Genomic DNA, 23080 nt, shown 5'->3' with positions numbered 1-23080 from the left:
GCCCCGCCATGTTGGGTAGCTTTTTGAGGCCGCTGTACGGGGTACCTCTATGGGACTGGACGAGGACTCACTCGAGTACCACCGGCGTGAGCCACCGGGTAAACTCGAGATTTCGACGACGAAACCGACCAACACACAGCGGGACCTCTCTTTGGCGTACTCGCCGGGGGTCGCCGCGCCGTGTAACGAGATCGCCGACGACCCCAACGAGGCCTTCACCTACACGACGAAGGGCAACATGGTGGGCGTCGTCTCCAACGGCACCGCCGTGCTCGGACTCGGAGACATCGGCGCGCAGGCCTCCAAGCCCGTCATGGAGGGCAAGGGCGTCCTGTTCAAGCGCTTCGCCGACATCGACGTCTTCGACATCGAACTCGACCAGGACGACCCGAAGGACATCATCGAGTCGGTCAGCGCGATGGAACCGACCTTCGGGGGCATCAACCTCGAGGACATCAAGGCGCCCGAATGCTTCGAAATCGAGGAGACGCTCCGCGAGGAGATGGACATCCCCGTCTTCCACGACGACCAGCACGGGACGGCCATCATCTCCGGAGCCGCACTTTTGAACGCCGCCGACATCGCCGATAAGGACCTCGACGAACTGGATATCGTCTTCTCCGGCGCCGGCGCCTCGGCACTGGCGACCGCCCGGTTCTACGTCTCGCTCGGCGCGGAACGCGACAACATCACGATGTGCGACTCGACGGGCATCATCACCGAAGCCCGTGCCGAGGACGGCGAGGTCAACGAGTTCAAACGGGAGTTCGCACAGGACCGACCGGAGGGCGACCTCGCGGACGCGATGGAGGGTGCGGACGTCTTCGTCGGCCTCTCGGTCGGCGGTATCGTCGACCAGGACATGATTCAGGCGATGGCCGACGACCCCATCGTCTTCGCGATGGCGAACCCGGACCCCGAAATCGGCTACGAGGCGGCCAAGAACGCACGGGACGACACCGTCATCATGGCGACGGGCCGGTCGGATTATCCGAATCAGGTCAACAACGTCCTCGGGTTCCCGTTCATCTTCCGTGGTGCCCTCGACGTTCGCGCGACCGAAATCAACGAGGACATGAAGGTCGCCGCCGCCGAGGCGCTGGCGGAGTTGGCCCGACAGGACGTGCCGGACGCGGTCGTCAAGGCCTACGGCGACCAGCCGCTGCAGTTCGGTCCGAACTACATCATCCCGAAGCCGCTGGACCCTCGCGTCCTCTTCGAGGTCGCACCGGCCGTGGCGAAAGCCGCTATCGACAGCGGCTGTGCCCGCATCGACCTGGACCTCGAAACCTACGCGGAGAAACTGGAGGCCCGTCTCGGCAAGTCCCGCGAGATGATGCGGGTCGTCCTCAACAAGGCCAAAAGCGACCCCAAGCGACTCGTCCTCGCGGAGGGCGACGACGAGAAGATGGTCCGTGCGGCCTATCAACTGGTCGACCAGGGCATCGCCGAGCCGGTTCTCATCGGCGACCGGGAGGAAATCTGGGCGCACGCCGAACGCCTCGGGCTCGACTTCGAACCGGAAATCGTCGACCCCGAGGAGGGCAACCTCGACCCCTACGCCGAGCGGCTCTACGAACTCCGCCAGCGGAAGGGCATCACGCGCCGTGAGGCCGACGAACTCATCGAGGACGGCAACTACCTCGGCAGCGTCATGGTCGAGATGGGCGACGCCGACGCGATGCTGACCGGCCTGATGCACCACTACCCGTCGGCGCTGCGGCCGCCGCTGCAGGTCGTCGGCACCGCCGAAGACGCCAACTACGCGGCCGGCGTCTACATGCTCACCTTCAAGAACCGCGTCGTCTTCGTCGCCGACGCCACGGTCAACCAGTCGCCCGACGAGGACGTGCTGGCCGAGGTCACGAAACAGACCGCCGAACTCGCCCGCCGGTTCAATATCGACCCGAAGGCGGCACTGCTCTCGTATTCGGACTTCGGCAGCGTCGACAACGAGGGGACTCGCAAGCCGCGGAAGGCCGCGGAGATGCTCCGGGCCGACGACGCGGTCGACTTCCCGGTCGACGGCGAGATGCAGGCCGACACCGCCGTCGTCGAGGACATGCTCGAAGGTACCTATAGCTTCTCGGAACTGGACGAGCCAGCGAACCTGCTCATCTTCCCGAACCTCGAAGCGGGCAACATCGCCTACAAACTGCTGCAGCGACTGGGCGGCGCCGAAGCCATCGGCCCGATGCTGGTCGGGATGGACAAGCCCGTCCACGTCCTCCAGCGGGGCGACGAAGTGAAGGACATCGTGAATCTCGCGGGCGTTGCGGTCGTCGACGCGCAGTCGAACGACGAATAATTCCGGCTGTAACAGGCCGAACGGTCATTCTTTCGGTACTGAGTATATATTTGCCGCTCCGTCCCACGTCGAAACCTTAAAACGCGTTTCTGCCAAGGAACGGATATGGTAGAACAAACCGATCTGGACCGTCGTTCGTACCTGAAGACGGTCGGTGGCGCCGGCGCGGCCGCGGCGTTCGCCGGCTGTCTCGGCGACGGCGGGAACGGCAATGGCGACGACGGAGCGGAGACGATTACTATCGGTTCGGACATCCCGTATCCGCCGTTCGAGTACCGGACCGAGGAGGGCGAACTCGTCGGTTTCGACGTCGAGATCGCCGAGGCGGTCTTCGCCGGGGAACTCGGCTACGAGTACGAGTTTCAGGAGACCAGTTTCGACGGCATCATCCCGTCGCTGAACAACGGTAACTTCCGGGTCATCATGAGCGCGATGACCATCAACGACGAGCGGGCCGAGGAAGTCGACTTCTCCGACCCCTACTTCACGGCCTACCAGACCGTCCTCGTTCTCGACGACGGGAACATCACCTCGAAGGAGGACCTCAAGGGCACGCAGGTCGGCGTCCAGAAGGGGACGACCGGCGAGGCGGCCGCCGAGGGGCTTCAAGAGGAGTTCGACGGCGACCTCACCATCGAGAGCTACGACCAGATTACCGGCGCCTTCGACGCGCTGCTGAACAATCAGGTCGACGCCGTCATCAACGACAACACCGTCAGCGCCGAGTTCGCAAACGAGAACGACGAGGTCGTCTTCCTCGAAGGCGAGGGCGAGGCCGCCGCCCAGGGCGACGACGCGCCGCCGTACCTCACGCTGACCGTCGAGGAGTACGGCATCGCCTTCCGACAGGACGACGACGACTTCCGTCAGGAGGTCAACGACGCGCTGGCAGCTATCCGCGAGGACGGCACCTACGACGAAATTTACAGCGAGTACTTCGCTGCATAGGCGAATCCGTCTCGGTAGTTTCATCCCTTCGGGACCGATTCGGATAGCATATGGCAGAAGCGCACACCGGCGAGGAGGACGCCGAGAGCGGCGGCGTGCTGATGCGTGATGCACTCGTCAGACGATTCGGTGAAATCGTATCCGGCGGATTCCTCCTTCTTATCGGCGCCCTCGTGGTATGGATTCTGCAAACACAGGTCAATTACACACTGCTTACGTCGCCGTTCATCGCCCAACGGTTCGCAGAGGCCTTCGTTCTCGTCCTCCAGATCGTCGTCATCTCGAGTCTCCTCTCGGTAACTCTCGGCGTCATGGTTGGCTTGGGGCGTATCTCCACCTCAGGCGTCACCGGACGCATCGCGAAGGGATACGTCGAGTTCTTCCGCGGGACGCCGCTGCTCTTCCAGCTTTTCGTCATCTACTTCGGCATCCCTCGACTGTGGGCGACCGGCCAGTTCCCCTTCGAGAACTGGGCGGTTCCGGCGGCGATAATCGGCCTCACGTTGAACCACGGCGCCTACGTCGGCGAGGCCATCCGTGGCGGTATCGACGCCGTCCCCGACGGACAGATGGAGGCCGCCCGCTCCCTCGGGATGTCGCGAGTGATGGCGCTTCGACACATCGTCCTCCCGCAGGCGTGGCGCAACGCCCTCGCCGCCATCGGCAACGACCAGATCATCCTCGTCAAGGACACCTCGCTTCTGACCGTCATTGCCGTCCCCGAGATTATGAGCGTCTTCCGGAACATCAACAGCAACCAACTTGACCCGTGGACGCCGCTGGTGTGGGTCTGTATCCTCTATCTCATGATTACGATGTCGATGAGTCAGGTTGTCAACTCCCTCGAAAAGTACTCCGACTGGGGCTCCGACGGGGGCATCCTCGGGCGGTTGTCGAACCTCTCCCGAACTGTCGGGGGTGGTGACGAATGAGCCACGAACCGCTCGTCGAGTTCGAGGGCGTCGACAAGTACTTCGGCGATACCCACGTCCTGAAGGACATCGACCTGTCGGTCGACCAGCAGGAGGTCGTCGTCGTCATCGGACCCTCCGGGTCCGGGAAGTCGACGCTGCTTCGGTGTACGAACCGCCTCGAGGAGATTCAGAGCGGCGAGATTCGACTGGATGGCCGGTCGATTACCGACGGCGACGTCAATCAGGTCCGCCAGCAGGTCGGGATGGTCTTCCAGTCGTTCAACCTCTTTCCGCACAAGAACGCCCTCGAAAACGTCTCCATCGGGCCGAAGGAAGTCCGGGGCCTCCCCGCGACGGAGGCCACGCGCCGCGCCGAGGAACTGCTGGACCGCGTCGGCCTCGCCGACCAGATGGATTCGTATCCCCACGAACTCTCCGGTGGCCAACAACAGCGGGTCGCCATCGCCCGTGCGCTCGCGATGGACCCCAAGGTGATGCTGTTCGACGAGGTAACCAGCGCGCTGGACCCCGAACTCGTCGGCGAGGTGCTGGACGTCATCGAGGACCTCGCCGAGGAGGGCATGACGATGATGCTCGTCACCCACGAGATGGGCTTTGCCCGGGAGGTCGCCGACCGCATCGTCCTGATGTCCGAGGGTCGCATCGTCGAGGAGAACGAACCGGAGACGTTCTTCGAGAACCCCCAGACCGAACGCGGCGAGCAGTTCCTCTCCCGCCTGCTCTGAGTCACATAAAGTCCGAGAGGCCGGCCTGCCCGTCGTCGTCTTCGGCTTCCGCAGCGCGTTCTTCGGTCGACTGCTCGTCAGCATCGTCCCGTTTTCCGTCGGTCGTCGAACCGTCGCCGGAGGCCCCGAAGTCAGCGAGGGTTCCACTTTCGTCCTCGTCCCCGCCGCGTTCGTCGCTCTCGTCGTTCTCGGTGTCCGCCTCGCCGGTCGTCGCCCCCTCGATGGACGCGAAGGCCCCGCCGGAGTGGTCGACGGCCTCCTTCTCCAGCAGTTCCTCGGCGTCTTCGATGATGCCTTGGACCTTGTTGGTGGTCTTGCCCGACCCCGTGATGAAGGAGACGTGGTCGGCATCGAGGTCGTAGCGGGCCGCCATCTCGACGGTCAACTCGCGGTTCTTGCAGTGGTGGGTCATCACCGAGAGGTAGGGCATGACCTCCCGGCGTGCGGTCGCCGTCGAGACGCCCGATTTCTCGGCGATCTTCTCGGCGATGTAATCCCGGGTGGCGTCCCGCGAGGAGCGGTAGGGTGCGCCGCCATAGCGGGTCCAGCCGCCGCGTTCCTGCTGGCGGGCCGAGGCGACCCCGGCGGCGACGTTGTCGGTCGCATAGCGCCAGTAACTGTAGTTCTGGGTGGCTCGCACCCGACCGAGCCAGACGTCGGCGTCGGCGAGGTGTTCGTAGGCGTCGGCCAACTCGCCGCGCTCGTAGACCTTGGGCACCTTGTCCTCGATCCACTGCAGGAGGTTATCGGGTGTCTCGTCAACGTCGTAGGCCGTCCGGAGGGCCTCCTCCGCGGACTCCTCTTTGAGGACCGCATCGAGAAACGAGAAGATGTCGACGGTCTTGTCGCGGTCGCCCTCCGAACCTTCGGCGCGAATCTCGCCGCCCTGCTCGCGGGCCTGCAGGTCCTTGATGGCCCCGCGCAGGTCCCCGCGGTTCTGCTCGGCGATGGATTCGAGTACGTCCTCGTCGAAGGCGACGTTCTCCTGTCGGCAGATGTCACGGAGGACCGGCACGATAGAGCGCGTCGAGATGTCGCGGAACTCGATGTCCCGTGCGGCGCTGCGGAGGCCGGAGGACATCTCGTAGTAGTCGTTGGCGATGAGGACGATGGGTTGGGTGGCGTTCTTGACCAGTCGGGTCATCGCGGCGGCCCCGCCGCGGTCCTTGTGCTGGTGGAGGTTGTCGGCCTCGTCGAGGATGATGAGTTGTCGCTGACTGCCCAGCGTCGTGTTCGAGGCCGCTCGGCCAGCGAACCGCTCGATTTCGTCCTTGGTTCGGGCGTCCGAGGCGTTCATCTCCAGTACCGGCCAGTCCATGTCGTTGGCCAGCGCGTGGGCGGCGGAGGTCTTGCCGACCCCCGGCGCGCCGTGGAGGACGACCGCCTCGCCGTGGTCGTCCCACGTCTCGGCCCACTCCTTCAGCGCGTCGCGGGCCTTGTTGTTCCCCCGGACCTCCGAGAGGGTCTCCGGGCGGTACTTTTCCGTCCAGTCACTCATTGTCGGAGGAAAGAGGGTAGCGGGTAAAGCCGTTGCGGAGGGCTATTCGGTACCTTCAGCAGTCAGGTCGATTCGAGACGCGAACCCATCGTATGCGCTGTCGCTAGAGACGATCGTATCGCCGTCTGATTCGACGAGATGGAGCGCATCGAAGGGTGTGAACCCGTGGTCCTCGACGTATGTCGCCGCCGCAACCACAGTATCTACATCGCCTCGAACGTCTATGAGTGCGGCGGCGTTCGCAACTACCTGCTCAGTATCGCGGTTTTCGCGGTAGGCGACCAGCAGTAGCTCGATGAGAGTGAACTGTGAGGTCCAGAGGTCCTCGCGTCGGTCTCGATAAACCTCTTCAGCAGCCCCACCGAGCCAGTCCTCCTCTTTGATAAGGGCGAGAAGGAAATCGGTTTCCGCGTACATTCAGCGGCCAGCCTCGTCCAGCGCTGCGTCACGTGCCCCTTCACGGAGTTCCTCGGCCGATTTTTCGACCCCGGAGAATTCGGCACGGAGAGCGTCGAGAGGGTCATCCGCGATGGGGATCAGTTTGATTCCATCGTGGAGTTCGACGATACGGTAGCGGTCGCCGTAGCGCTCCCGCAGTTCCTTCGGCAGGGTGAGCCGTCCCCTGTCGTCGAGGGTCGTCTCTGACATATCTCCGATTACGGTGGGTAGCGATAAAAGAATTCCCCAGATTGTGTAGTTTACCCAAAATAATACGACTTCCCACGATATCGCTATACCGCGAACATCACCGTTTTGCCAGCCGTTCGCCGAAATCCCTGAAGTACGGCGTCAGAATCGCGTTAGCGAGGCCGGCCAACACGAGCATGTAGCCGAGGACGTAGAAGTCGCCTCCCCCGACGTTCGGCCACAGCCAGACGCCGAACGAACCGGTCAGGAGGCCGAGCGAGATGCCCATCGCACCGCCTTCGAGTTTCTCGAAGACGAGCATGGCGATAGCCAATCCGGCGAGACCGTACACGAGGATAGCGTAGGGTCGCGAACTGACGGAGGCGACGAGGTACGTGAGCACGCCCGCGATGGTGATGCCGTAGCCGACGAGGCGCAACTGCTTCCGCTGTCGGTTCGACTCGGCGTCTCCCTCGTCGTCGCTCATATCCGATGGTCCGATGGCAGGCGATTAGTCCTTGCGTTCGGGCCCGGGGTCGCTCGGATACCGGTCAGGCGTCCCGGAGGTCGTCGAGGGCCGTCGTCCGGATGCTCGCGGCCGCTACCCCGTCGGCGCGGCGGACGATTTCGGCCTCCAGCGTCGCCGGTTCGACGGTCGTTCTGGAGCTATGCGAGAGGACGATGTGGGCGATATCGACCGGCAGGTTCGCTCGCGAGACGACCGAGACGCCGTAGTAGGGGTGGCCCAGCAGGCGTCCGACCTCGGTGCGGTCCATGCCGTCGAACTCGTAGAGTTTCGAGACGTCGTGGACCAGAGCGCCGGCGATGACGGTGTCGATGTCGATATCGAGGTCGTCGTCCCGCGAGAGCAGCGATTCCGCGAGGCCGAGCGCACACGAGGTCACGTCCTTGACGTGGTCGACGAGCAGCGCCTCGTCGGCGGCCATATCGAGGTCCCGCTGGGCCGGCGGCAGCCACGGTACCTCGGGTAACTCCTCGATATCGAGTCCGTTGACGCCCGCGGCGCTGGTCCACGCCGAGGCGACGCCGGTCCGAAGCGTGTCGTCCTCGATGGTCTCGATCTCCGGAAAGACGGCTTCGATGTCCATACGCGTCGGTTGGCGCCCGACGGCTAAACGCTGTGGAACTCGCGCGGACGGGCCGACGGCGGAACCGCTGGAACACCGCCGACTTATATATCAGTCCACGCCGTGGCCCTCGGTATGGCTGTCCCGGTCGCCGCCTGGTATCTCACGCTCGCGGCCGGCATCGGCGTCTCGCTGGTGGCCCTGTGGCGTCTCGACCGGCCCGATGGCCGGTGGGGCCTGCTGGCTCGCAAACGCCTCGTCATGGGCGTGCCGTGGGGCACGCTCGTGGCCGTCCTCGGCGTCGCGGCCTTCTATCTGCTAGCCCAGGACGGCCTCGCCAACCCGCGAGACCCCGTCGTCCTTCCGTTCCGCGCGTGGGGGTACCTCTATCCCACCGGGATGCTCACGGCGGGCTTTGCCCACGCCGGGTTGGGCCACATCACCGGGAACCTGCTGGGGACGCTCGTCTTCGGGTCGCTGGCCGAGTACGCCTGGAGTCACTTCCCCCGCGAGCGCGGCACTACCTCGTTCTCGTCGCTCCGTACCAATCCCTTCGCCCGCATCGCCGCGTGGGTTCTCGGCGTCTTCGTCGTCGGCATCCTCTCGGGGCTGTTCGCGCTCGGACCGGTCATCGGCTTCTCCGGCGTCGTCTTCGCCTTCATCGGGTTCGCCTTAGTTCGGTTCCCGCTGGCGGCGGTCGCGGCGACGCTGCTCGCGGACGTGGTGAGTCTCGTCTACAACGCCATCCGGTTTCCGACGATTACGCGGACGGCGAGCGAATCCTTCTCCCAGCCGTGGTGGGCCGACGTCGCGATTCAGGGTCATGCGCTCGGCCTTTTCGTCGGTATCGTTCTCGCGGCGTGGCTCCTCTATCGCCGCAACGTCCGCCCGAAAGCGACCCACGTGTGGCTGGCCGCGCTGGTGGTCGCCGCCGACCGCGGCCTGTGGGCCGTCTACGCCATCGAAGGCTCCGATACCTTCACCCTCTATCAAGGATTGGGCGCGGCGCTCGTCTTTCTCGTGGCCGCGGTGGTCGCCAGCGGCGCGACGGCGACGCCCCGGGACCTCATCACCAGTATCGACCTCTCGCGGCGGGAGGCCGCCTACGGCCTTCTGTTGGCGACCGTTTTCGCGCTCGCGCTCGTCGCCGTCCCGTTCAACCTGTTCGTCGTCAACGACCCCAGTGCCGGCCTCGGCGGCGCCGACCCCGTCGAGGTGGGCGATTACACCGTCTTCTACGCCGAAGACGTCGAGAACCAGTACATCTCCGCCGTTCCGATTCCGGCCGGCAACACCACCAGCGTCAACGCCAGCGGCGTCATCGTCGTCTCCGAGCAGCGCAACATCTGGTGGGAGCAGGTCTCGAAGAATCGCCTCGCCAGCAGCGGCGAAGCGACGATTCGCGTCGGCGGCGTCACGTGGAACGAGGACGTCCGCGTCACCCGTACGACCTGGTCGCTGGCCGGTAGCGACTCGACCTACAACGTCCGTCTCGGTATCGAGACCGAAGACCGGCCGGTCGTGTTCCGCGACGAACGGGCGACCGCCGACGCGCGCATCGACGGGCGGAACGTCTCCATCGCCCCAACCGGCGACGGATTCGATGTCGTCGTCTCCCGGAACAACGAGACGCTCGGTCGCGCGACCGTTCCCGAGAACGGCACCAACACCACTGTCGGCGGCATAACGTTCGAACGCGACGAGCGGGACCTCTTCGCCGAGCGCGAGGACACGCGACTTCGCATCGCTCGGCGGTCGCGGTAGTGTCGGCGGCCCGGCGTCTAATTGCCGTCCGCCCAGTTCAACATCCGCTCGTAGAAGGGCACTGTCGAGAGCGCGTCGGCATCACCGACGAGGACGAGGGATTTTTTCGCCCGCGTCAGCCCAACGTTGACCCGGCGATAGTCCTCGAAGATGGGGCTTTCGAGGTCCTCGGTGGCGACGAAGGAGATGACGATGACCTCCTTCGAGGAGCCCTGAAAGCGGTCGACGGTGTCGACGGCGATATCGGCCGGCACGCGGCGAGATATCTCGGCGACCTGCGCCCGAAACGGCGCGATGACGCCGATATCGTCGGGCGCGACCCCCGCCTCGCGGAACGACCGGACGATTTCGGCGACGCGGTCGGCCTCGATGCGGTTCGTGTTGCCGTCCGCGCGGCCGTCGGGGTCGACGAAGGAGACGGGGTTTCGAAGTTCTGCCGGGAGCGCGTCGGCGTCGACGCCCGGCAACTGGTCGAGTCGCTGGGCGGCCACCTCGCCGCTGGCCGGGCGCAGTTGGCCGTCGTAGAACTCCTCGCTGGAGAACCACTGAACGCGCTGGCTCATCCGGTACTGGCGGTCGAGCATGACGCCGGCCTCGGGGTAGGTCTCGATGAGACGTTCGAAAAGGGATTCCTGCAGGTCGTTTCCGGCCCGAACCACGGGCGGTAATTGCTCGTGGTCGCCGACAAGCACGAACCGGTCGGCGAGGTTCGTCGCGAGGAAGGTTCCCGGTTCGGTCAACTGGCCGGCCTCGTCGACGACGGCGACGTCGAAGTGTTGCTCTTTGAGCGCCCGTGAGCCACAGGCCGCGGTGGTCGCGGCGACGACCTGTGCGTCCTGCAGTTCGGCGGCCCGGTCTCGGGGGTCGCCGCTGCGTTCCATTCGGTACTCCTGCATATCGTCGCGAACGCCCGATTCGGAGCCCCAGCGGACGATGTCGGTGAAGCCCTGCTCTTCGAGAGCCTCGATGGCGTTGTCGACCGCCCGATTGGTGAAGGCCGACAGCAGGACGCGCTCGCCGCTCCGAACGAGCGTGCGGACCGTCTGAGCCAGCGTGTAGGTCTTTCCCGTCCCGGGCGGGCCGTGGACGAGGGCGAAATCATCGGCGTTGACGGCCTTGTTGACCGCCTCGTTCTGTGCGTCGTTGTTGTCGATGTAGGTGCGCTCCTCGCCGGAGAACTCGGGGTCGCGACGACCGAAGAGGACGTCCTTCCGGTCCGGGTCGCCGCGAAGTATCGCGTCGTGGAGCGCGGTCAACTGGCGGTCGACGCCGATTTCCGAGGGGTAGACGTCGAGCCGCCGGAGGTCCAGCGGTTCGTCGGCCACGACGACGACCTCCTCGCCCAGTTCCTCGACAGTCGCGAGTTCGGCAGTCCCGTCGATGGGGTCGCCGTCGCTGGCGAGGACGCGGTCGCCCTCCCGAATCTTCGAGACTGCATCAGAGGTCCGTTCCGCGCGGAGACGCCAGCGCCCGCCCGAGACGGCGCGCCTATCAAGCGGTTCGAGGTCGATGAGCGCGCGGTCGTCGTCGGCCCGCTCTTCGGCGGTCTGCTCCCAGAGCTTCCGGTACTCCTTGTGGACCTCGCGGCGCTCCTCCTCGATGGAGCGATAGAACCGCTCGAAGTACTCGCGCTCCGCCTCCGGCAGGGGTTCGCCGATTTGACCGGCCTTCGACTCCTGGTCGAGGCGCCCCGAGACGACCATGCAGGTGTCCTGCTCGAAGCAGTATTCGCATTTGGCGTTGGCCTCGTAGCCCGTCGGAACGGACATGTCGTGTTCGGCGGCGGCGATTTCGTTGCGCGTCCGGAGGACGAACTGCAGGAACCCCGACCCGATGGAGAACTCCTTGGCCGGCGAGAGGTCGCCGGACTCCTCGCTCCGTTCCAGCGCGGTGTTTTTGGTGTACAGCAGGGTCCCGGTATCCGGTGCGTCTTCGACGCCATCGGCCAAAAGCAGGGCGTAGCAGGCCGCCTGCACCTTGTCCTGGAACCGCGGTTCCTTGGTCAGATTCTTGCCGGTCTTCAGTTCGACGGGCATCCCACGGCGGACGGCGTCGGCCCGACCCTTGATGCCGAACCGCTTGGAGATGAGCGTCTGCTCGGAGCGCCACGTATCGGCGTCGTCGCCGAGTCGGCCCTGCTGGAGCCACCCCTGAATCGCGGCGGCGTTCTGCCGGATGTCGTCAGCGACGGAGTCGGCTGTCTCGCCGAGCAGCCCCACGTCGAGGGCGGCCTCCGCGACGCGTTCCTCGATGCTGTCTTCGAGGTCCCGCCCCCGCAATAGGTCGCCGAACACCTCGTGGACGACGGTCCCCTTGATGACCGGGTACTTCAGCGGAATGCCGGTGAGTTTGTCGAGGTAGTACATCCGTGGGCACTGAACCCACGAGCGGATGTCGGTCACGTCGACGAGGAAATCGGGGTCGACCACGACCAGCGAATCGCCCGTCGTCGAATACTGGGTTTCGCCCTTGAACTCGTCTTCCTCGACGTTGGTGACGAGGAGTTCCATTCCCTCCTCCAGTAGTTCCGCGGTCTCGGTCCAGTCGCCCCACAGCGTCACCGAGACGGGGTCGCGGGCGCCCCGCTCGGGACGGACCGTCACCTCGGCGAGTTCCGAGGTGCCGTAGCTCGTCTCGACGGTCCGGGGGTCTTGCGCCTCGACGATGGGGCCGCGAACGTTCACACAAGCACCAACGCGCTCGTCGGAAAAACGCTATCGGTCGGTCGATGCTTCTTGCTCCTATGAGAACATCGTTTCAAGAGCACCCTTGGCGGTTTCTAGGTCGAGGATATCTGACCCATAGAAGACGGAAAGGGGGAACTCGGCGTCATTATCGTATTCCGCCTGCCAGTAGCGAGCTAATTCCGTGAAGGTGTCCGCTCGGACCAATCTGATGTCGATACCACCGACCTGTGTCTCTAGCTGATTCGCCCGCTGTTCCGCCGATTTCGCGAACTCAGGAGCGATGATGAAGAACCACTCGACGTCGTGTTGCTGGTTTTTCGTATCGATGTAGTCCTTTATTTTGGCCCTGGTATCGGCATCGAGTTTGAACTTCCCCGACCGTCGTTTGTTGTCCCAGAGGAGCCATCTACTGTCTTGTTCGATTTGCCCGTCAGCGACGTTGCCGCCTCCAGTTTGGCCCAGTAATTCGGTCTCAGAGAGATTGAATACGTCCTCGAAAATCTCGGCCGTTGCGCGTTCGAAGAGTATCTCCAACTTCTTCGATTTGTCCGGTTCATCGACTATCGTCTGGAGCTGTGGGGGTATCTTCTCGATTTTGCCGTCTGCGATATCCTCGAAGCACTGCAGGTAGAGTTCTGACTCCGGTTCGCCCTCTTCGACGCTCTTCTGTGCCCGTTCGAAGTATTCGATGGTCTTCTCAATCATCTCGTTCCGCCGTCGCTTGTGTGCGTCGATGCCGTACTCGTCGACAATATCTTTTAAGTCGTCTTTGGTGAGTGTCTCATCCAACAAATCACTCGGATAAACGCCTGCCTCGACGAGACTTCCCCGGCGCCTATCGTTCCGCCCTCCCGTTTTCGTGTTGATATCGAAGGTCTCGCGTGCCTCGATGAGCCTCGATTGACTGTCGAACTGGCCGAGGCTCTCTAACATCGTCCGGAAGTTCTCATCGGCAATCTCGTAGCTGACCCACTCCTGGATGATATCGTCGTAATCTTCCGGGATACCGACGATATTCTGCCCGTTTTCGATAACCTCGTAGACCAGTGCTTGCTCCTGCAACGACCAGAGGCCTTTTTCAATCGTATCGAGGGCGTGTTCGGGCTTCTCGGAGCGAGATACCTTCGGGAAGCGATTGATAGTCGAAAGTCGCTCGAACATATCCCGCCAGGTGTAGTGCTCGTGCTTCCATTGCTGCTGCTCGTTGTACAGTTCCGTGTATCTGTATATCAGGTGTAGTTCCGAATCGTCAACGTCGGATCCGTGATTGACGGCTGCCTTCGACAGGTGAAAGAGCGTATCATCGTCGGAGAACTCGGAATCAGAACCCTCCGCTATAATTTCTCCTTGCCATTCCTGGACCGTTTCCAGCAGCGATTCCTTCGGCATCGAGTACCCGGGTTCCCTGATAAGCGTCCGAAGGATTCCGTACCGAATAACCAACGCTTGGTATGGTGAGTTGTTTATTGACCCGAGGCGTGGAGGTGTGAAATCCGTAAGCTCAGTCCAGACCCGGTTCTTATTGGCTAACGCAGGGGCATACGTATCAAGATATTTCTCACGGTCGTCGAACCCCTCGTGCTTGAACGATTCTGGGTCGAAATCATCGGTTTTCGTCTTCGTTGAGTCCTTCAGAAAGCGTTTCTTCTCGTGGGCTTTCCATTCGTGGTCGACGAGATCCGAGAGATGCATGCTAACTATGGTCACTATCTGCCAGCAGCTATTATAAAGTTACACAATACTTTAAAAATAATAATGTGTTAGAGGCCAGTAACTGAGTCCAGTTCGTTGAACAAACCGCCGAAGCCGACAGGTTCATTCTCGTCGGCACGCGAACGTCGTATATGCGCGTCCGTGACTGGGAGGACATCCTCGAAGACGTGGTCGAGTCGAACGCGGAGCCCAGCGGCTGGCGTGCCGTCGCCGGCGACCGCCGCGGTGGCGTCGGCGAGGACCTCTTCGTCGGCCACCCCTCCGTCGGGGCCTACCAGCTGAAGACCTACGCGAAGAACCCATTCGAGGTACAGGGCGTCGGCGCACAGGTCGCCCGAAAGGTCGACGACGAACTCGACCCGCTGTTCCCGGGCAAGGACAGCGGCGGCCGCTTCGGCGTCAATCAGGGCATCGAGGACGAAAGCGAGGCCGAAGAGCGGGCGAAGGAACTCGAAACCGTCCTCGAAACCCACGCCGACGCGCCGACGACGGGCGATGCGCTCTTCGAGGACGTGATGGACGCCCTCGATAGCCCCGCCTTCGGGCCGATGGAGTACGACATGTACGACCGGCCCGACGCACTCGACGACCTCTCGGAGACCTTCGAGGAGGCCGAGGACCTGCTCTCGAAGGAACTCGACGACCTCATCGAGGAATCGGACGTCGGACGCGGGTTCCAGTAACCCGCACGTTCGGCGACACTACCTGCGATTCCATCTGCTTTTACCGCGGTGAATCGGTCCCCCACTTGTCGAGCGCCGTCGCGAGTTCGGGGACGGATTCGGCCCGCGTTTCGAGCGACTCGCCGTCGCCGTGGGCTTCGACGGCGGCCCGGAGGGCACGAGCGCCGGCCTCGGTGCCGTCGGGGTGGCCGTGGATGCCGCCACCGGCCTGGACCATGATGTTCGTTCCGAGCGCGTCGAGCAGTTGGTCGACGATGCCGGGATGGAGGCCGCCGGAGGCGACCGGCAGGACGTCGCTGTGGCCGTAGAGGTCCGAGCGGAGCCAGTCGTTGATGCCGGGCGTGTCCTCGTTTTCGAGTTTGCCGAGGCCGGCGGTGCCGGTGTGGATGTGGTCGACGCCGGCGAGGCGGGCGAACTGCGCGAGACAGCGCATCGAGACGCCGTGCTGTGGCAGGCGGTCGAAGGCGGCGTGCATCGCCCGGTGGGCGTGGATGGCGAGGTCAAGGTCCTCGGTCCGCCGGCGGACGGTCTGGAGGCCGCTCCAGCCGGCGGTGATGATGTCGACCATGACGAAGGAGCCGCCCTGGTCGGCGACGTACTCGGCGCGGCGAAGCATCTCGTCGGTCTCGGCGGTGATGTTGACGAGGTAGTCCTTGCGCTCGCCGGTCTCGTCTTCGATGCGGTCGCGGGCTTCGAGGGCGTCGGCCACCCGGCGCTCGAAGGGGTTGAAATCCTGGTCGGTGAGGTTCTCGTCGTCCTTCAGGAGGTCGACGCCGCCGCGCCACGCCGCCTCGGCGATGTCGACGTGTTCCTCGGTCGAGAGGCCGACCTTCGGCTTGGGGACGGTCGCCAGCGGCGGCCGGTCGCCGGCATCGAGAATCTCGGTTCGGACGTCCGAACCGTACTGCGGCCCCGGGAAGGAGTCGGCGAGGCCCTCGGGCCACTCACAGTCGAGCAGGCGGATGGTATCGACGGCTTTCATCCCCATGATGTTGCCGGCGATACAGGACAGCACCTGCGGGAGGCTCCCGGCCTCGAAGAGGGCTTCGGGGTAGGCGACCGTTATATCGGTGCCGTGAGGGCCCTCTCCGCCGATACCGCAGGCCAGCGCCGAGTACTGCCGGACGTCCGACTCCGGCGAGAGGGCGGCCCACGTGCCGTTGGAGGACTCGGAGGCGACGCGGGCCGCGGCCTCGCCGACCGACAGGCCCTCGCCCGGGGCGATTCTGAACGTGCAGACGAGGTCGGCGGCTCCGGGTTCGTACGACTCGTCGAGGAAGTCGGCGTACTCCATAGCTTGTTCTTGGTCGTGAGGCGTCTTATAAGATGGCGCGAAAACGGGGGGTCCTGCGAACGATGCGTCGGTGGTATCGGGCCGGCCGTCGGCTGCGACCGCCCCGGGGGCCGACTACGCGTCGGCCCGGGGCGTCATGGCTCCTCGACCTTCGTGTAGCTTCTGTAACTCATCACCGACCCGTCGACGATGACCGTGTCGGCGCCGTGCTGTTGTTCGTGTGGCGGGTCCTCGCCAAGCGCTTCGGTTTCTGCCTCGCCGTAGTCATACGGAGTATGGTCTGTGTCAACCATACTCGTGGGTCGGTACCGATGGTATATAAATCCTTGTCAGACGCTACCAATCGAGACTGTTCAAACGTCTACTTCGGGCTCTGATACTGGACCGTTTATAACTCTCAGTCAGGCCCAAATCGTCTCTAGCTCGGCCAGCGAGTCGATGACGTGGTCCGGTTGGACGTCACTGTCGGCCACGTCAGCATCGGTCGCCACGCCGGTTCGGACGAGTACCGTCGTCATGCCGGCGCGTTCCCCGAGGGCGATATCCGTGTTGAGGCGGTCGCCGACGACCAGACACCGCTCGGGAGCGACGCCGAGATTGTCGAGGACCGCCCGCTGGGCTTCCGCCGACGGCTTGCCGAGAATCTTCGCCGGCTCTCGGTCGACGATGCCGCCGACGGCGTTGATGATGGCTCCGGAGCCCGGAACCATCCCCTCCTCGGCGGGCACCAGCAAATCCGGGTCGGTACCGTAGAAGGCCGCGCCGGCGTTCAGCGCGCGATAGCCCGCCAGCATGTCGCCGTAGCTGAAATCGATATCGTAGGAGGCGACCAACACGTCGGCCTCCGTGGCGTCGGCGACCGTCGAGAGGCCGGCCGCCTCGAACTGTTCGACCAGTCCGTCGGAGCCGACGACGAACACCGCGTCGTCGCCGTGTTCGTCCGCGAGGAACCGCGTCGTGACCGTCCCGGCCGACAGCACCGCCGATTCGTCGACGTCGATACCGAGGTCTCGGAGCCGTTCGGCGTAGGCGGCCCGCGACCTGGTCGGGTTGTTCGAGAAAAAGCACAGGTCGACCCCGGCCGCCCGGAGCCGGTCGACGGCCGCCGCGGCGCCGGGCAGCAACGAATCGCCGCGGTAGACCGTTCCGTCGAGGTCGAGTACTGCGGCCTCGTAGTCCATACGCCGGCTATGGCGGCGACTTATAAGTGACTACTCGTCGGCGAAGACGAGTTCGTCGATGACGTGCCGCTCGTTCTCGTCGTCGTCGTTCTCGTATTTGTAGACGGCATCGTCCTCCTCGTCGTGGGTGCCGTTGTGTGAACCGTCACAGAGGGGCTTGTTCGCCGAGAGCCCACAACGACAGACGAATATCTTCCCGTCGTCGCCGATGTCGTCTTCGTCCAGTACGTCCGGTCCCTGTGCGTCGTGGCGGACTTCGCGTGCCATACGCTCTCAATGGGTGGCTGTCAGAAAAATCGTTGGGCGGCTACGAGTCGTCGGTCTCGTCGAACCACTCGGGCCGCTCGACGTTCGTCGAGTTGATCTCGCTGAGCGACATTCGGGCACTCACGTCGTTGTCGGCCTCGACGACGAACATGGCCTCCCGGACGGTGCCGTCGGCGTCGACGACGATGCTCACGTCGAAGCGGTCGATGTCGTTGTCGTCGACCTGCGTGCCGAGAATCTCCTCGGGGTTCGTGACCTCGGCGCTCGTATAGCGGAAGTAGGTGCCGCTCTCGGTCTCGATGACCTCGGCGTCGTTGTACTCGACGGCGCCCAGAAGCGGGCCGACGAACTGGACGCCCGAGAACTCCTCCATGTCGTACTCGCGGTCCGTGGAGTTGTATCGGGTCTCGTCGCTCGTCTCGTCGCGGAGGTACACGCGGTCGTCCTCGTAGTAGGCCGCCTGTGGTCCCCGGGACGTGTCGCGGACGGCGTAGGCCACCTCGTCCTCGTTATCCGAAGCAGTCGTATACGCGAACGAACTGTTGCCTTCGGCGGTTTCCAGCCGGCTCTGGTAGGTAAATATGTAACTCGAGTAGCCGAGAAGCGCGTCGACGTGGGCGGCGGTCGCGGTCCCGGGGTCGCTCACGCCGCTGGCGTTGTAGCCCGGCGGATACGAGGCGTCTTCGACCCCGTCACCGCCGTCGCCGCCGGGGTCGGCGTTCGGCACCGATTCGGTTGGCGTCGGCGTCGCGGTAGGCGTGTCGGTCCCGGCTTCGGGAGCCGTGTTTCCGCCGTCGTCCCAGACGGGGAGTGCTGAACAACCTGCCAGCGCCAGAAAGAGGGCGACTACGACGGTCAGCGCCACGCGGCGATTCATGGAAGGTGCTTCTACCGAGACTTCAAAAGCGCTGTGCCCGTGCATACCGGGCTCTTATTGGGGCGGTTCCGTTCGACGGTATCAGGCTTGGTCGGCCTCGTCGGCCCAACCGGGCCGTTCGACGGTCGTCTCCCCGACGTCGGTGAGTTCGAACTCCATCGTGGTCGACCGCTCGTTGCCGTCGACGACGAAATCCAACTGGAGGGTCGCGCTGTGAATCAGCCCCTCGGAATCGACGACGAAGGTCGCCTCGAAGTTCGAGACGCTATCGGGGTTCTCGACGCCGACGATGCCCGCGGCGTCGCCGATGTCCGTCGTCTCGTAGACGACGACCGGCTCGCCGCCTCGCCGCTCGACGGTCGCGTCGTACTCCGTGGCGTTCAAAAGCAGCGGGGCGATGGCCTCGGAGGCCGTCAACTGCTCGGGCGGGAACGACTCGTTTTCGACGCCGACGTTGCCCTGCTCGCCCTCGTATTCGGCGCGCGTGTAGCGCGTGTCGCCCTCGTAGTACGTATCGACGGTGGCGTTGACGTCGGGCGATTCGATGACGGCCTGCTGGTCGGCCCGTTCGGCCTCGAAGTCGACGCGATACTCGACGTCGACGTCGGTTTCGCCGTCGTTCGTCGTGACGACGTAGCCGTACTCGCCGGTGTAGTTGCCCTGTGTCTGCACCGCGTCGTTGTAGGTCTCGAGGGCGGTCTCCCCGTCGGTCACGCCGTCGGCGCCGAAGCCGGCGGCGTAGTCGAACGCTTCGGGGTCCTCGGGGAGTTCCTCGGTCGGGGTGCCGTTCCCGTCGCCACCGACGAGGCCCGAACAGCCGGATAGCAGAACGAAAACGGCCAACAAGACTGTTACTGTCGCTCGTGATACCATACGAATCCGGAGTATCGAGCGGTGCTTAAGCGTGGTGGCCCGCCCTCGCCCGGAATCAGTCGTCCGGTGCCGTTTCCGGCGATTCAGCGGTGATCGACGTCAACCGCTCGCGGCGGCGTTCCTCGCGACGGCGGGCGAGCGCCGCCTGCAAGCGGTCCGCGACGGCTTCACGCAACTCGCGAGCCGTCTCGGCGTCGATATCGAGCGCTCGCGGTTGCCCGCTCGTCAGCCCGCTGGTGCCGGCCGTATCCACCACGAGCGTCGCCAGTCGACGACGCCGCTGGAATATCGACTGGGAGTCGACGACGGTCTGGACGCGGTAGTAGGGCACGACCGTTATCGTCCGGGTCCAGAACCCCTCCCGGAGGACGACGTACTCGTCTTGGACGTCGTAGCCGAGGTTTTTCCACTTGAGGTGGGCGGCGACCGGGACGACCGCCAGCAGACCTGCGATGGCGTACCACGCGAACGCCAGCCCAGTCCAGCGGTCGACGGCGTAGGCGACGGCGACGAGGAGGGTGACGACGATGGCGTAGCGAGCGACGTACCGTTCGCGGGCGCGCTTGGGCGGGCGTTCGAATTCGAGGTCGTCGAACGCCTCGACCGACTGGGCGAGCGACAGGACGCGCGCGCGGTCCGCGAGCGGAATCGCCGACTGGGACCCGGCGTCGCCCGGCGCGTACCCCGCCGTCTCGACGGCCAAGGAGGCGTAGCCGAGCCGTCGCGCGATGACGTTCTCCGAAACCGCGAGCGTCTGGACCTTCTCGAGGGGGATGCTCCCGCTGAATCGCTGGAGGAGGCCCCGCTCGTAGAGGAGTTCGTCTCCGCGGCGTGACAGGTGGAAGTCGTAGTAGTTCGTCACGGCGATCGCGCCGCTTATCGCTGCGGTGACGGCGACGATGGCGAGGGCCACGAGCGGTGCCGTCGTCGCCAGCGCCAGCAGGGGGTCCTGGAACGGGTCGCCGAACCGGCGCTGGACCGAGGGAAAGACCACCGGCAGGATTACCGTCACGAAGCCGAGCAACCGGAGGTCGATGCCGATGACGCCGAGCAGGCCGAGTTCCTTCGGCGTGATGGCGAACAGTTCCGTTTCGGCCGCGGCCTCGGGAGTTTCCTCACCTTCCGCCTCGCCGCGTTTCAGGCGTGCGATTTCGGACTGCAACCGCTCGGCTTCCTCCGTACTGACGTATCGGAGGGAGGCTTCCGTCGAGGAGCCACCGGCGGTTTCGAGGTCGATACGCGAGAGGCCGAGCACGCGCTGGACGACGTTTCGGCTGATGTCGACGTTCTGGACCCGACGAATCGGAATCTCCCGCTGGCGGCGGGAGACGACGCCGGAGGCGATATCCAGCGTGTCCTCGGTGAGTTCGTAGTCGAACCGCTGGTAGTAGACCAGTTGGTAGCCGACCGCGATGACGAACCAGCCGACCACGAGCAGGCCGATACCGGTCGGGCCGCTGAGTCCCGGCGTCCCGATGAAGGCGATGACGAGCACCCACGCTAGCCGAACGACGGATTCGCCTGCTCGGTACGGAATCGAGAGCGGGTCGAGCTTCATCAGACTGCGTCTTCACCCTCCGCGGCGATGGCGAGGCTTTTCAACCGCGCCTGCAGGTCGTTGGCCCGCTCCGGCGTCAGACCGGGAATCGAGACGTCGGCCCCGCGGGAGCCGGCGGTGTAGACGACCGTCGTCGCCAGTCCAAAGGCCCGCTCGGTCGGCCCGCGGCGGACGTCGACGTGCTGGATGCGGACGTAGGGTGCGACCGTCGAAACGCGCGTGAGGACGCCCCGCTGGAGCAACAGCGAATCCGTCCGCAACTGGTAGGACCAGACCCGATACCGGAGGAGTGCGAAGACGGCACTCAGAAGGAAGACGGCTACGGAGACGACGGCGCCCATCCACGGCGCGCCGACCGGCGCGAAGACGAGCGCGACGGCGACGATGACGCCGAGGACGGTCGCCGAGATGGCACCCTGCAGTATCCAGACGACCTGAATCGACGGTTCGAGCGTCCGTTCGGGGCCGATGAGTTCGTCGATGTCCGGCACCTCGTCGCCGCCCGCCGAAGCGCCTCCGCCGTCGACGGGGGTGACAGCCGGTTGTAACCCCTCGTCGAACGGCCCACCGTTCGGGCTCCCGTCGTCACGTTCGTCCATTACCGGCGATTATGGCCCGGCCGTATTTAGTAGGGCATGTCCGAGACGACCGCCGACCGGTGGCTATCGACGCCTGATTCGGCCGGCCGTCACGTCGATGGGCGCCGCGAAGTGCAGTATCGGCTCGCCGCCCGGGCGGTCGAACCCGTTCGCATCGAAGAGGGTGTTCTCCTCGATGTCGGCCCACCCCTCGGCCAGCGACCACGGTTCGTGGTCGATGTCGCCGTAGTAGACCCGCCCGCCGTCGTCGGTCGTATAAAAGCGGTAGCGCTCGGTGAGGAACTCGGCCCGGGAGTCCGCCTCGGGCGTGGCGAAATCCCCGTCGGGCCCGTATCGGCCATCGAACCGGGCGGATGAGACGCCCGTCGTGCGGCGTCGGCTTCGGAACGACACCTCGCGGTCCGCGTCCGACCCCGTGGTTTCGATGTCCATCTCGGCGCGGTAATACGGCAGGCGGAACAGTTTCCGGGCGAGGATGACGCCGAGTCTGTCGTCCGCATCGAGGTTGAAGAAGTAGACGCCGGGCGTCCCGTCGACGGTGACGTACGTCCGGAGGTTGAGTTCGCCGAACCCCAACCCCAGCGGTGCGCCGCGCACGCGAATGTCGTCCATGACGAAGGGAACGACGCCGAGATAGGCATCGCCCTCGTAGGTGTCGACCGAGACCTCGTCCGGGAGTTTCGCCGCGATGGTCGCGGGGGCGACCGACCAATGGGCGAACAGCAGGTCGCGCCACCGCATCGAGAGCAACGGGCGCATACCTGAACGTAGGGGTCGGAGGGCTTTCGGGCTACCGCTTCCGGCCGTCTACGACCCGCGCCGACCGTCTCACAGGGGGTGCCCAGAACTTTTGCTGTCGGCCGATGAACGACGACACATGGAGTTCCGGGTGGTACAGGGAGACATCGCGGCACAGTCGGCGGACGCGCTCGTCAACGCCGCCGGGACCAGCCTGCAGATGGGCTCCGGGGTGGCTGGCGCGCTCAGACGCGCCGCCGGTCGGGGCATCAACGAAGAGGCGGTCTCGAAGGGGCCGGTCGACCTCGGTGCGGTCGCGGTGACCGACGCCTACGACCTCGATGCCGACTACGTGATTCACGCCGCAGCGATGCCCCACTACGGCGACGGGAAGGCGACCGCCGAGAGCATCCGCGAGGCGACGCGGAACACGCTGGAGACGGCCGACGAACTGGGCTGTGCGTCGCTGGTGATACCGGCACTCGGCTGTGGCGTCGCCGGGTTCGACATCGAGGAAGGCGCCCGCATCATCGCCGAGACCATCGCCGCGTACGACCCCGAAACCCTCTCGGACGTCCGGTTCATCGCCTACAGCGACGACGAGTACGAGACCGTCGAGCGCGTCACCAGCGGGGTTTCGGGCGAGTAGGGCCTTCGACCGTCACGCACCAGTCGTATTTAATTCCCCGTCGTATCGCGGCACCATCCACAGGTGGG

23 protein-coding genes are annotated in these 23080 nt (G+C 64.8%); 7 read left to right on the top strand and 16 right to left on the bottom strand.

The genetic code is table 11. The annotated features are described in order from the left end of the window. Window positions 1-49: 49 nt before the first annotated feature. The 4 genes from U5914_RS00370 (at window position 50) to U5914_RS00355 (ending at window position 4916) form a co-directional block, all read left to right on the top strand. Entirely contained in the window at window positions 50-2308 is a 2259-nt protein-coding gene (locus tag U5914_RS00370) for an NADP-dependent malic enzyme (RefSeq protein ID WP_336133353.1), read from the top strand. A gap of 123 nt (window positions 2309-2431) precedes the next feature. Continuing rightward, window positions 2432-3256, top strand: a complete 825-nt coding sequence (locus U5914_RS00365; RefSeq protein WP_418766733.1) for a basic amino acid ABC transporter substrate-binding protein — start codon at window positions 2432-2434, stop codon at window positions 3254-3256. 101 nt (window positions 3257-3357) lie between these two features. Next, window positions 3358-4188 (top strand): amino acid ABC transporter permease, encoded by an 831-nt coding sequence (locus tag U5914_RS00360; protein ID WP_418766732.1) that lies wholly within the window; start codon window positions 3358-3360, stop codon window positions 4186-4188. Further along, window positions 4185-4916 carry an amino acid ABC transporter ATP-binding protein gene (locus U5914_RS00355; protein WP_336133350.1) on the top strand — a complete coding sequence of 244 codons (732 nt, stop codon included), beginning with the start codon at window positions 4185-4187 and terminating at the stop codon, window positions 4914-4916. Before U5914_RS00360 ends, U5914_RS00355 begins: the two co-directional genes overlap by 4 nt. Window position 4917: 1 nt before the next feature. Here U5914_RS00355 and U5914_RS00350 read toward each other — a convergent pair whose 3' ends face one another. The 5 genes from U5914_RS00350 to U5914_RS00330 form a co-directional block, all read right to left on the bottom strand. Then, entirely contained in the window at window positions 4918-6414 is a 1497-nt protein-coding gene (locus tag U5914_RS00350; protein ID WP_336133349.1) for a replication factor C large subunit, read from the bottom strand. Window positions 6415-6456: 42 nt separating this feature from the next. After that, window positions 6457-6831 carry a PIN domain-containing protein gene (locus tag U5914_RS00345; protein ID WP_336133348.1) on the bottom strand — a complete coding sequence of 125 codons (375 nt, stop codon included), beginning with the start codon at window positions 6829-6831 and terminating at the stop codon, window positions 6457-6459. After that, window positions 6832-7062: an AbrB/MazE/SpoVT family DNA-binding domain-containing protein gene (locus U5914_RS00340; RefSeq protein ID WP_336133347.1), complete on the bottom strand. Its 231-nt coding sequence runs from the start codon at window positions 7060-7062 to the stop codon at window positions 6832-6834. Window positions 7063-7159: 97 nt separating this feature from the next. Continuing rightward, the gene (locus U5914_RS00335; RefSeq protein ID WP_336133346.1) at window positions 7160-7528 is read right to left on the bottom strand and encodes a hypothetical protein; all 369 of its coding nucleotides are present in this window, start codon (window positions 7526-7528) and stop codon (window positions 7160-7162) included. A gap of 64 nt (window positions 7529-7592) precedes the next feature. Further along, window positions 7593-8150, bottom strand: coding sequence for an HD domain-containing protein (locus U5914_RS00330; protein ID WP_336133345.1), 558 nt, complete (start codon window positions 8148-8150; stop codon window positions 7593-7595). 114 nt (window positions 8151-8264) lie between these two features. On the opposite strand from U5914_RS00330, the gene U5914_RS00325 reads away from it, so the two are divergent. Continuing rightward, window positions 8265-9893, top strand: coding sequence for a rhomboid family intramembrane serine protease (locus U5914_RS00325; RefSeq protein WP_336133343.1), 1629 nt, complete (start codon window positions 8265-8267; stop codon window positions 9891-9893). Window positions 9894-9910: 17 nt separating this feature from the next. Here U5914_RS00325 and U5914_RS00320 read toward each other — a convergent pair whose 3' ends face one another. Together U5914_RS00320 and U5914_RS00315 are read right to left on the bottom strand one after the other, a co-directional pair. Continuing rightward, a complete protein-coding gene (locus U5914_RS00320; RefSeq protein WP_336133342.1) occupies window positions 9911-12577 on the bottom strand; it encodes an AAA domain-containing protein in 2667 nt (888 codons plus the stop codon). A 57-nt stretch (window positions 12578-12634) separates the two neighbouring features. Then, a complete protein-coding gene (locus tag U5914_RS00315; protein ID WP_336133341.1) occupies window positions 12635-14287 on the bottom strand; it encodes a hypothetical protein in 1653 nt (550 codons plus the stop codon). A 137-nt stretch (window positions 14288-14424) separates the two neighbouring features. Here U5914_RS00315 and U5914_RS00310 point away from each other — a divergent pair, with 137 nt between their 5' ends. Beyond that, the gene (locus U5914_RS00310) at window positions 14425-14976 is read left to right on the top strand and encodes a hypothetical protein (protein ID WP_336133340.1); all 552 of its coding nucleotides are present in this window, start codon (window positions 14425-14427) and stop codon (window positions 14974-14976) included. A 40-nt stretch (window positions 14977-15016) separates the two neighbouring features. On the opposite strand, the gene rbcL is transcribed toward U5914_RS00310, so the two are convergent. The 9 genes from rbcL to U5914_RS00265 all read right to left on the bottom strand — a co-directional run bounded on the left by rbcL (window position 15017) and on the right by U5914_RS00265 (window position 22384). Further along, a complete protein-coding gene (gene rbcL, locus U5914_RS00305; protein ID WP_336133339.1) occupies window positions 15017-16270 on the bottom strand; it encodes a type III ribulose-bisphosphate carboxylase in 1254 nt (417 codons plus the stop codon). A 134-nt stretch (window positions 16271-16404) separates the two neighbouring features. Continuing rightward, the gene (locus tag U5914_RS00300; protein ID WP_336133338.1) at window positions 16405-16563 is read right to left on the bottom strand and encodes a hypothetical protein; all 159 of its coding nucleotides are present in this window, start codon (window positions 16561-16563) and stop codon (window positions 16405-16407) included. Window positions 16564-16671: 108 nt separating this feature from the next. Further along, window positions 16672-17451: an HAD-IIA family hydrolase gene (locus tag U5914_RS00295; RefSeq protein ID WP_336133337.1), complete on the bottom strand. Its 780-nt coding sequence runs from the start codon at window positions 17449-17451 to the stop codon at window positions 16672-16674. A gap of 30 nt (window positions 17452-17481) precedes the next feature. Further along, window positions 17482-17718, bottom strand: a complete 237-nt coding sequence (locus U5914_RS00290) for a CDGSH iron-sulfur domain-containing protein (RefSeq protein WP_336133336.1) — start codon at window positions 17716-17718, stop codon at window positions 17482-17484. A gap of 40 nt (window positions 17719-17758) precedes the next feature. Beyond that, window positions 17759-18595, bottom strand: coding sequence for a DUF7537 family lipoprotein (locus U5914_RS00285; RefSeq protein ID WP_336133334.1), 837 nt, complete (start codon window positions 18593-18595; stop codon window positions 17759-17761). Window positions 18596-18676: 81 nt separating this feature from the next. Then, on the bottom strand, window positions 18677-19468 hold the full coding sequence (locus U5914_RS00280; protein ID WP_336133333.1) for a DUF7537 family lipoprotein: 792 nt from the start codon (window positions 19466-19468) through the stop codon (window positions 18677-18679). 55 nt (window positions 19469-19523) lie between these two features. Further along, entirely contained in the window at window positions 19524-21026 is a 1503-nt protein-coding gene (locus tag U5914_RS00275; RefSeq protein ID WP_336133332.1) for a PH domain-containing protein, read from the bottom strand. Beyond that, on the bottom strand, window positions 21026-21436 hold the full coding sequence (locus U5914_RS00270) for a PH domain-containing protein (RefSeq protein WP_418766731.1): 411 nt from the start codon (window positions 21434-21436) through the stop codon (window positions 21026-21028). Before U5914_RS00270 ends, U5914_RS00275 begins: the two co-directional genes overlap by 1 nt. Before the next feature lie 252 nt (window positions 21437-21688). Further along, window positions 21689-22384, bottom strand: coding sequence for a YqjF family protein (locus U5914_RS00265; RefSeq protein ID WP_336133330.1), 696 nt, complete (start codon window positions 22382-22384; stop codon window positions 21689-21691). Window positions 22385-22502: 118 nt separating this feature from the next. Between U5914_RS00265 and U5914_RS00260 the strand changes: the two genes are divergently transcribed. Further along, on the top strand, window positions 22503-23012 hold the full coding sequence (locus U5914_RS00260; RefSeq protein WP_336133328.1) for a macro domain-containing protein: 510 nt from the start codon (window positions 22503-22505) through the stop codon (window positions 23010-23012). The last annotated feature ends 68 nt before the right edge of the window (window positions 23013-23080 follow it).

Origin of the sequence: Natronomonas amylolytica (assembly GCF_037031205.1) — an archaeon.
Lineage (GTDB): Archaea > Halobacteriota > Halobacteria > Halobacteriales > Haloarculaceae > Natronomonas > Natronomonas amylolytica.
Note: the sequence above shows the minus strand (reverse complement) of the source record. Positions and strands in the feature narration are given on the sequence as shown.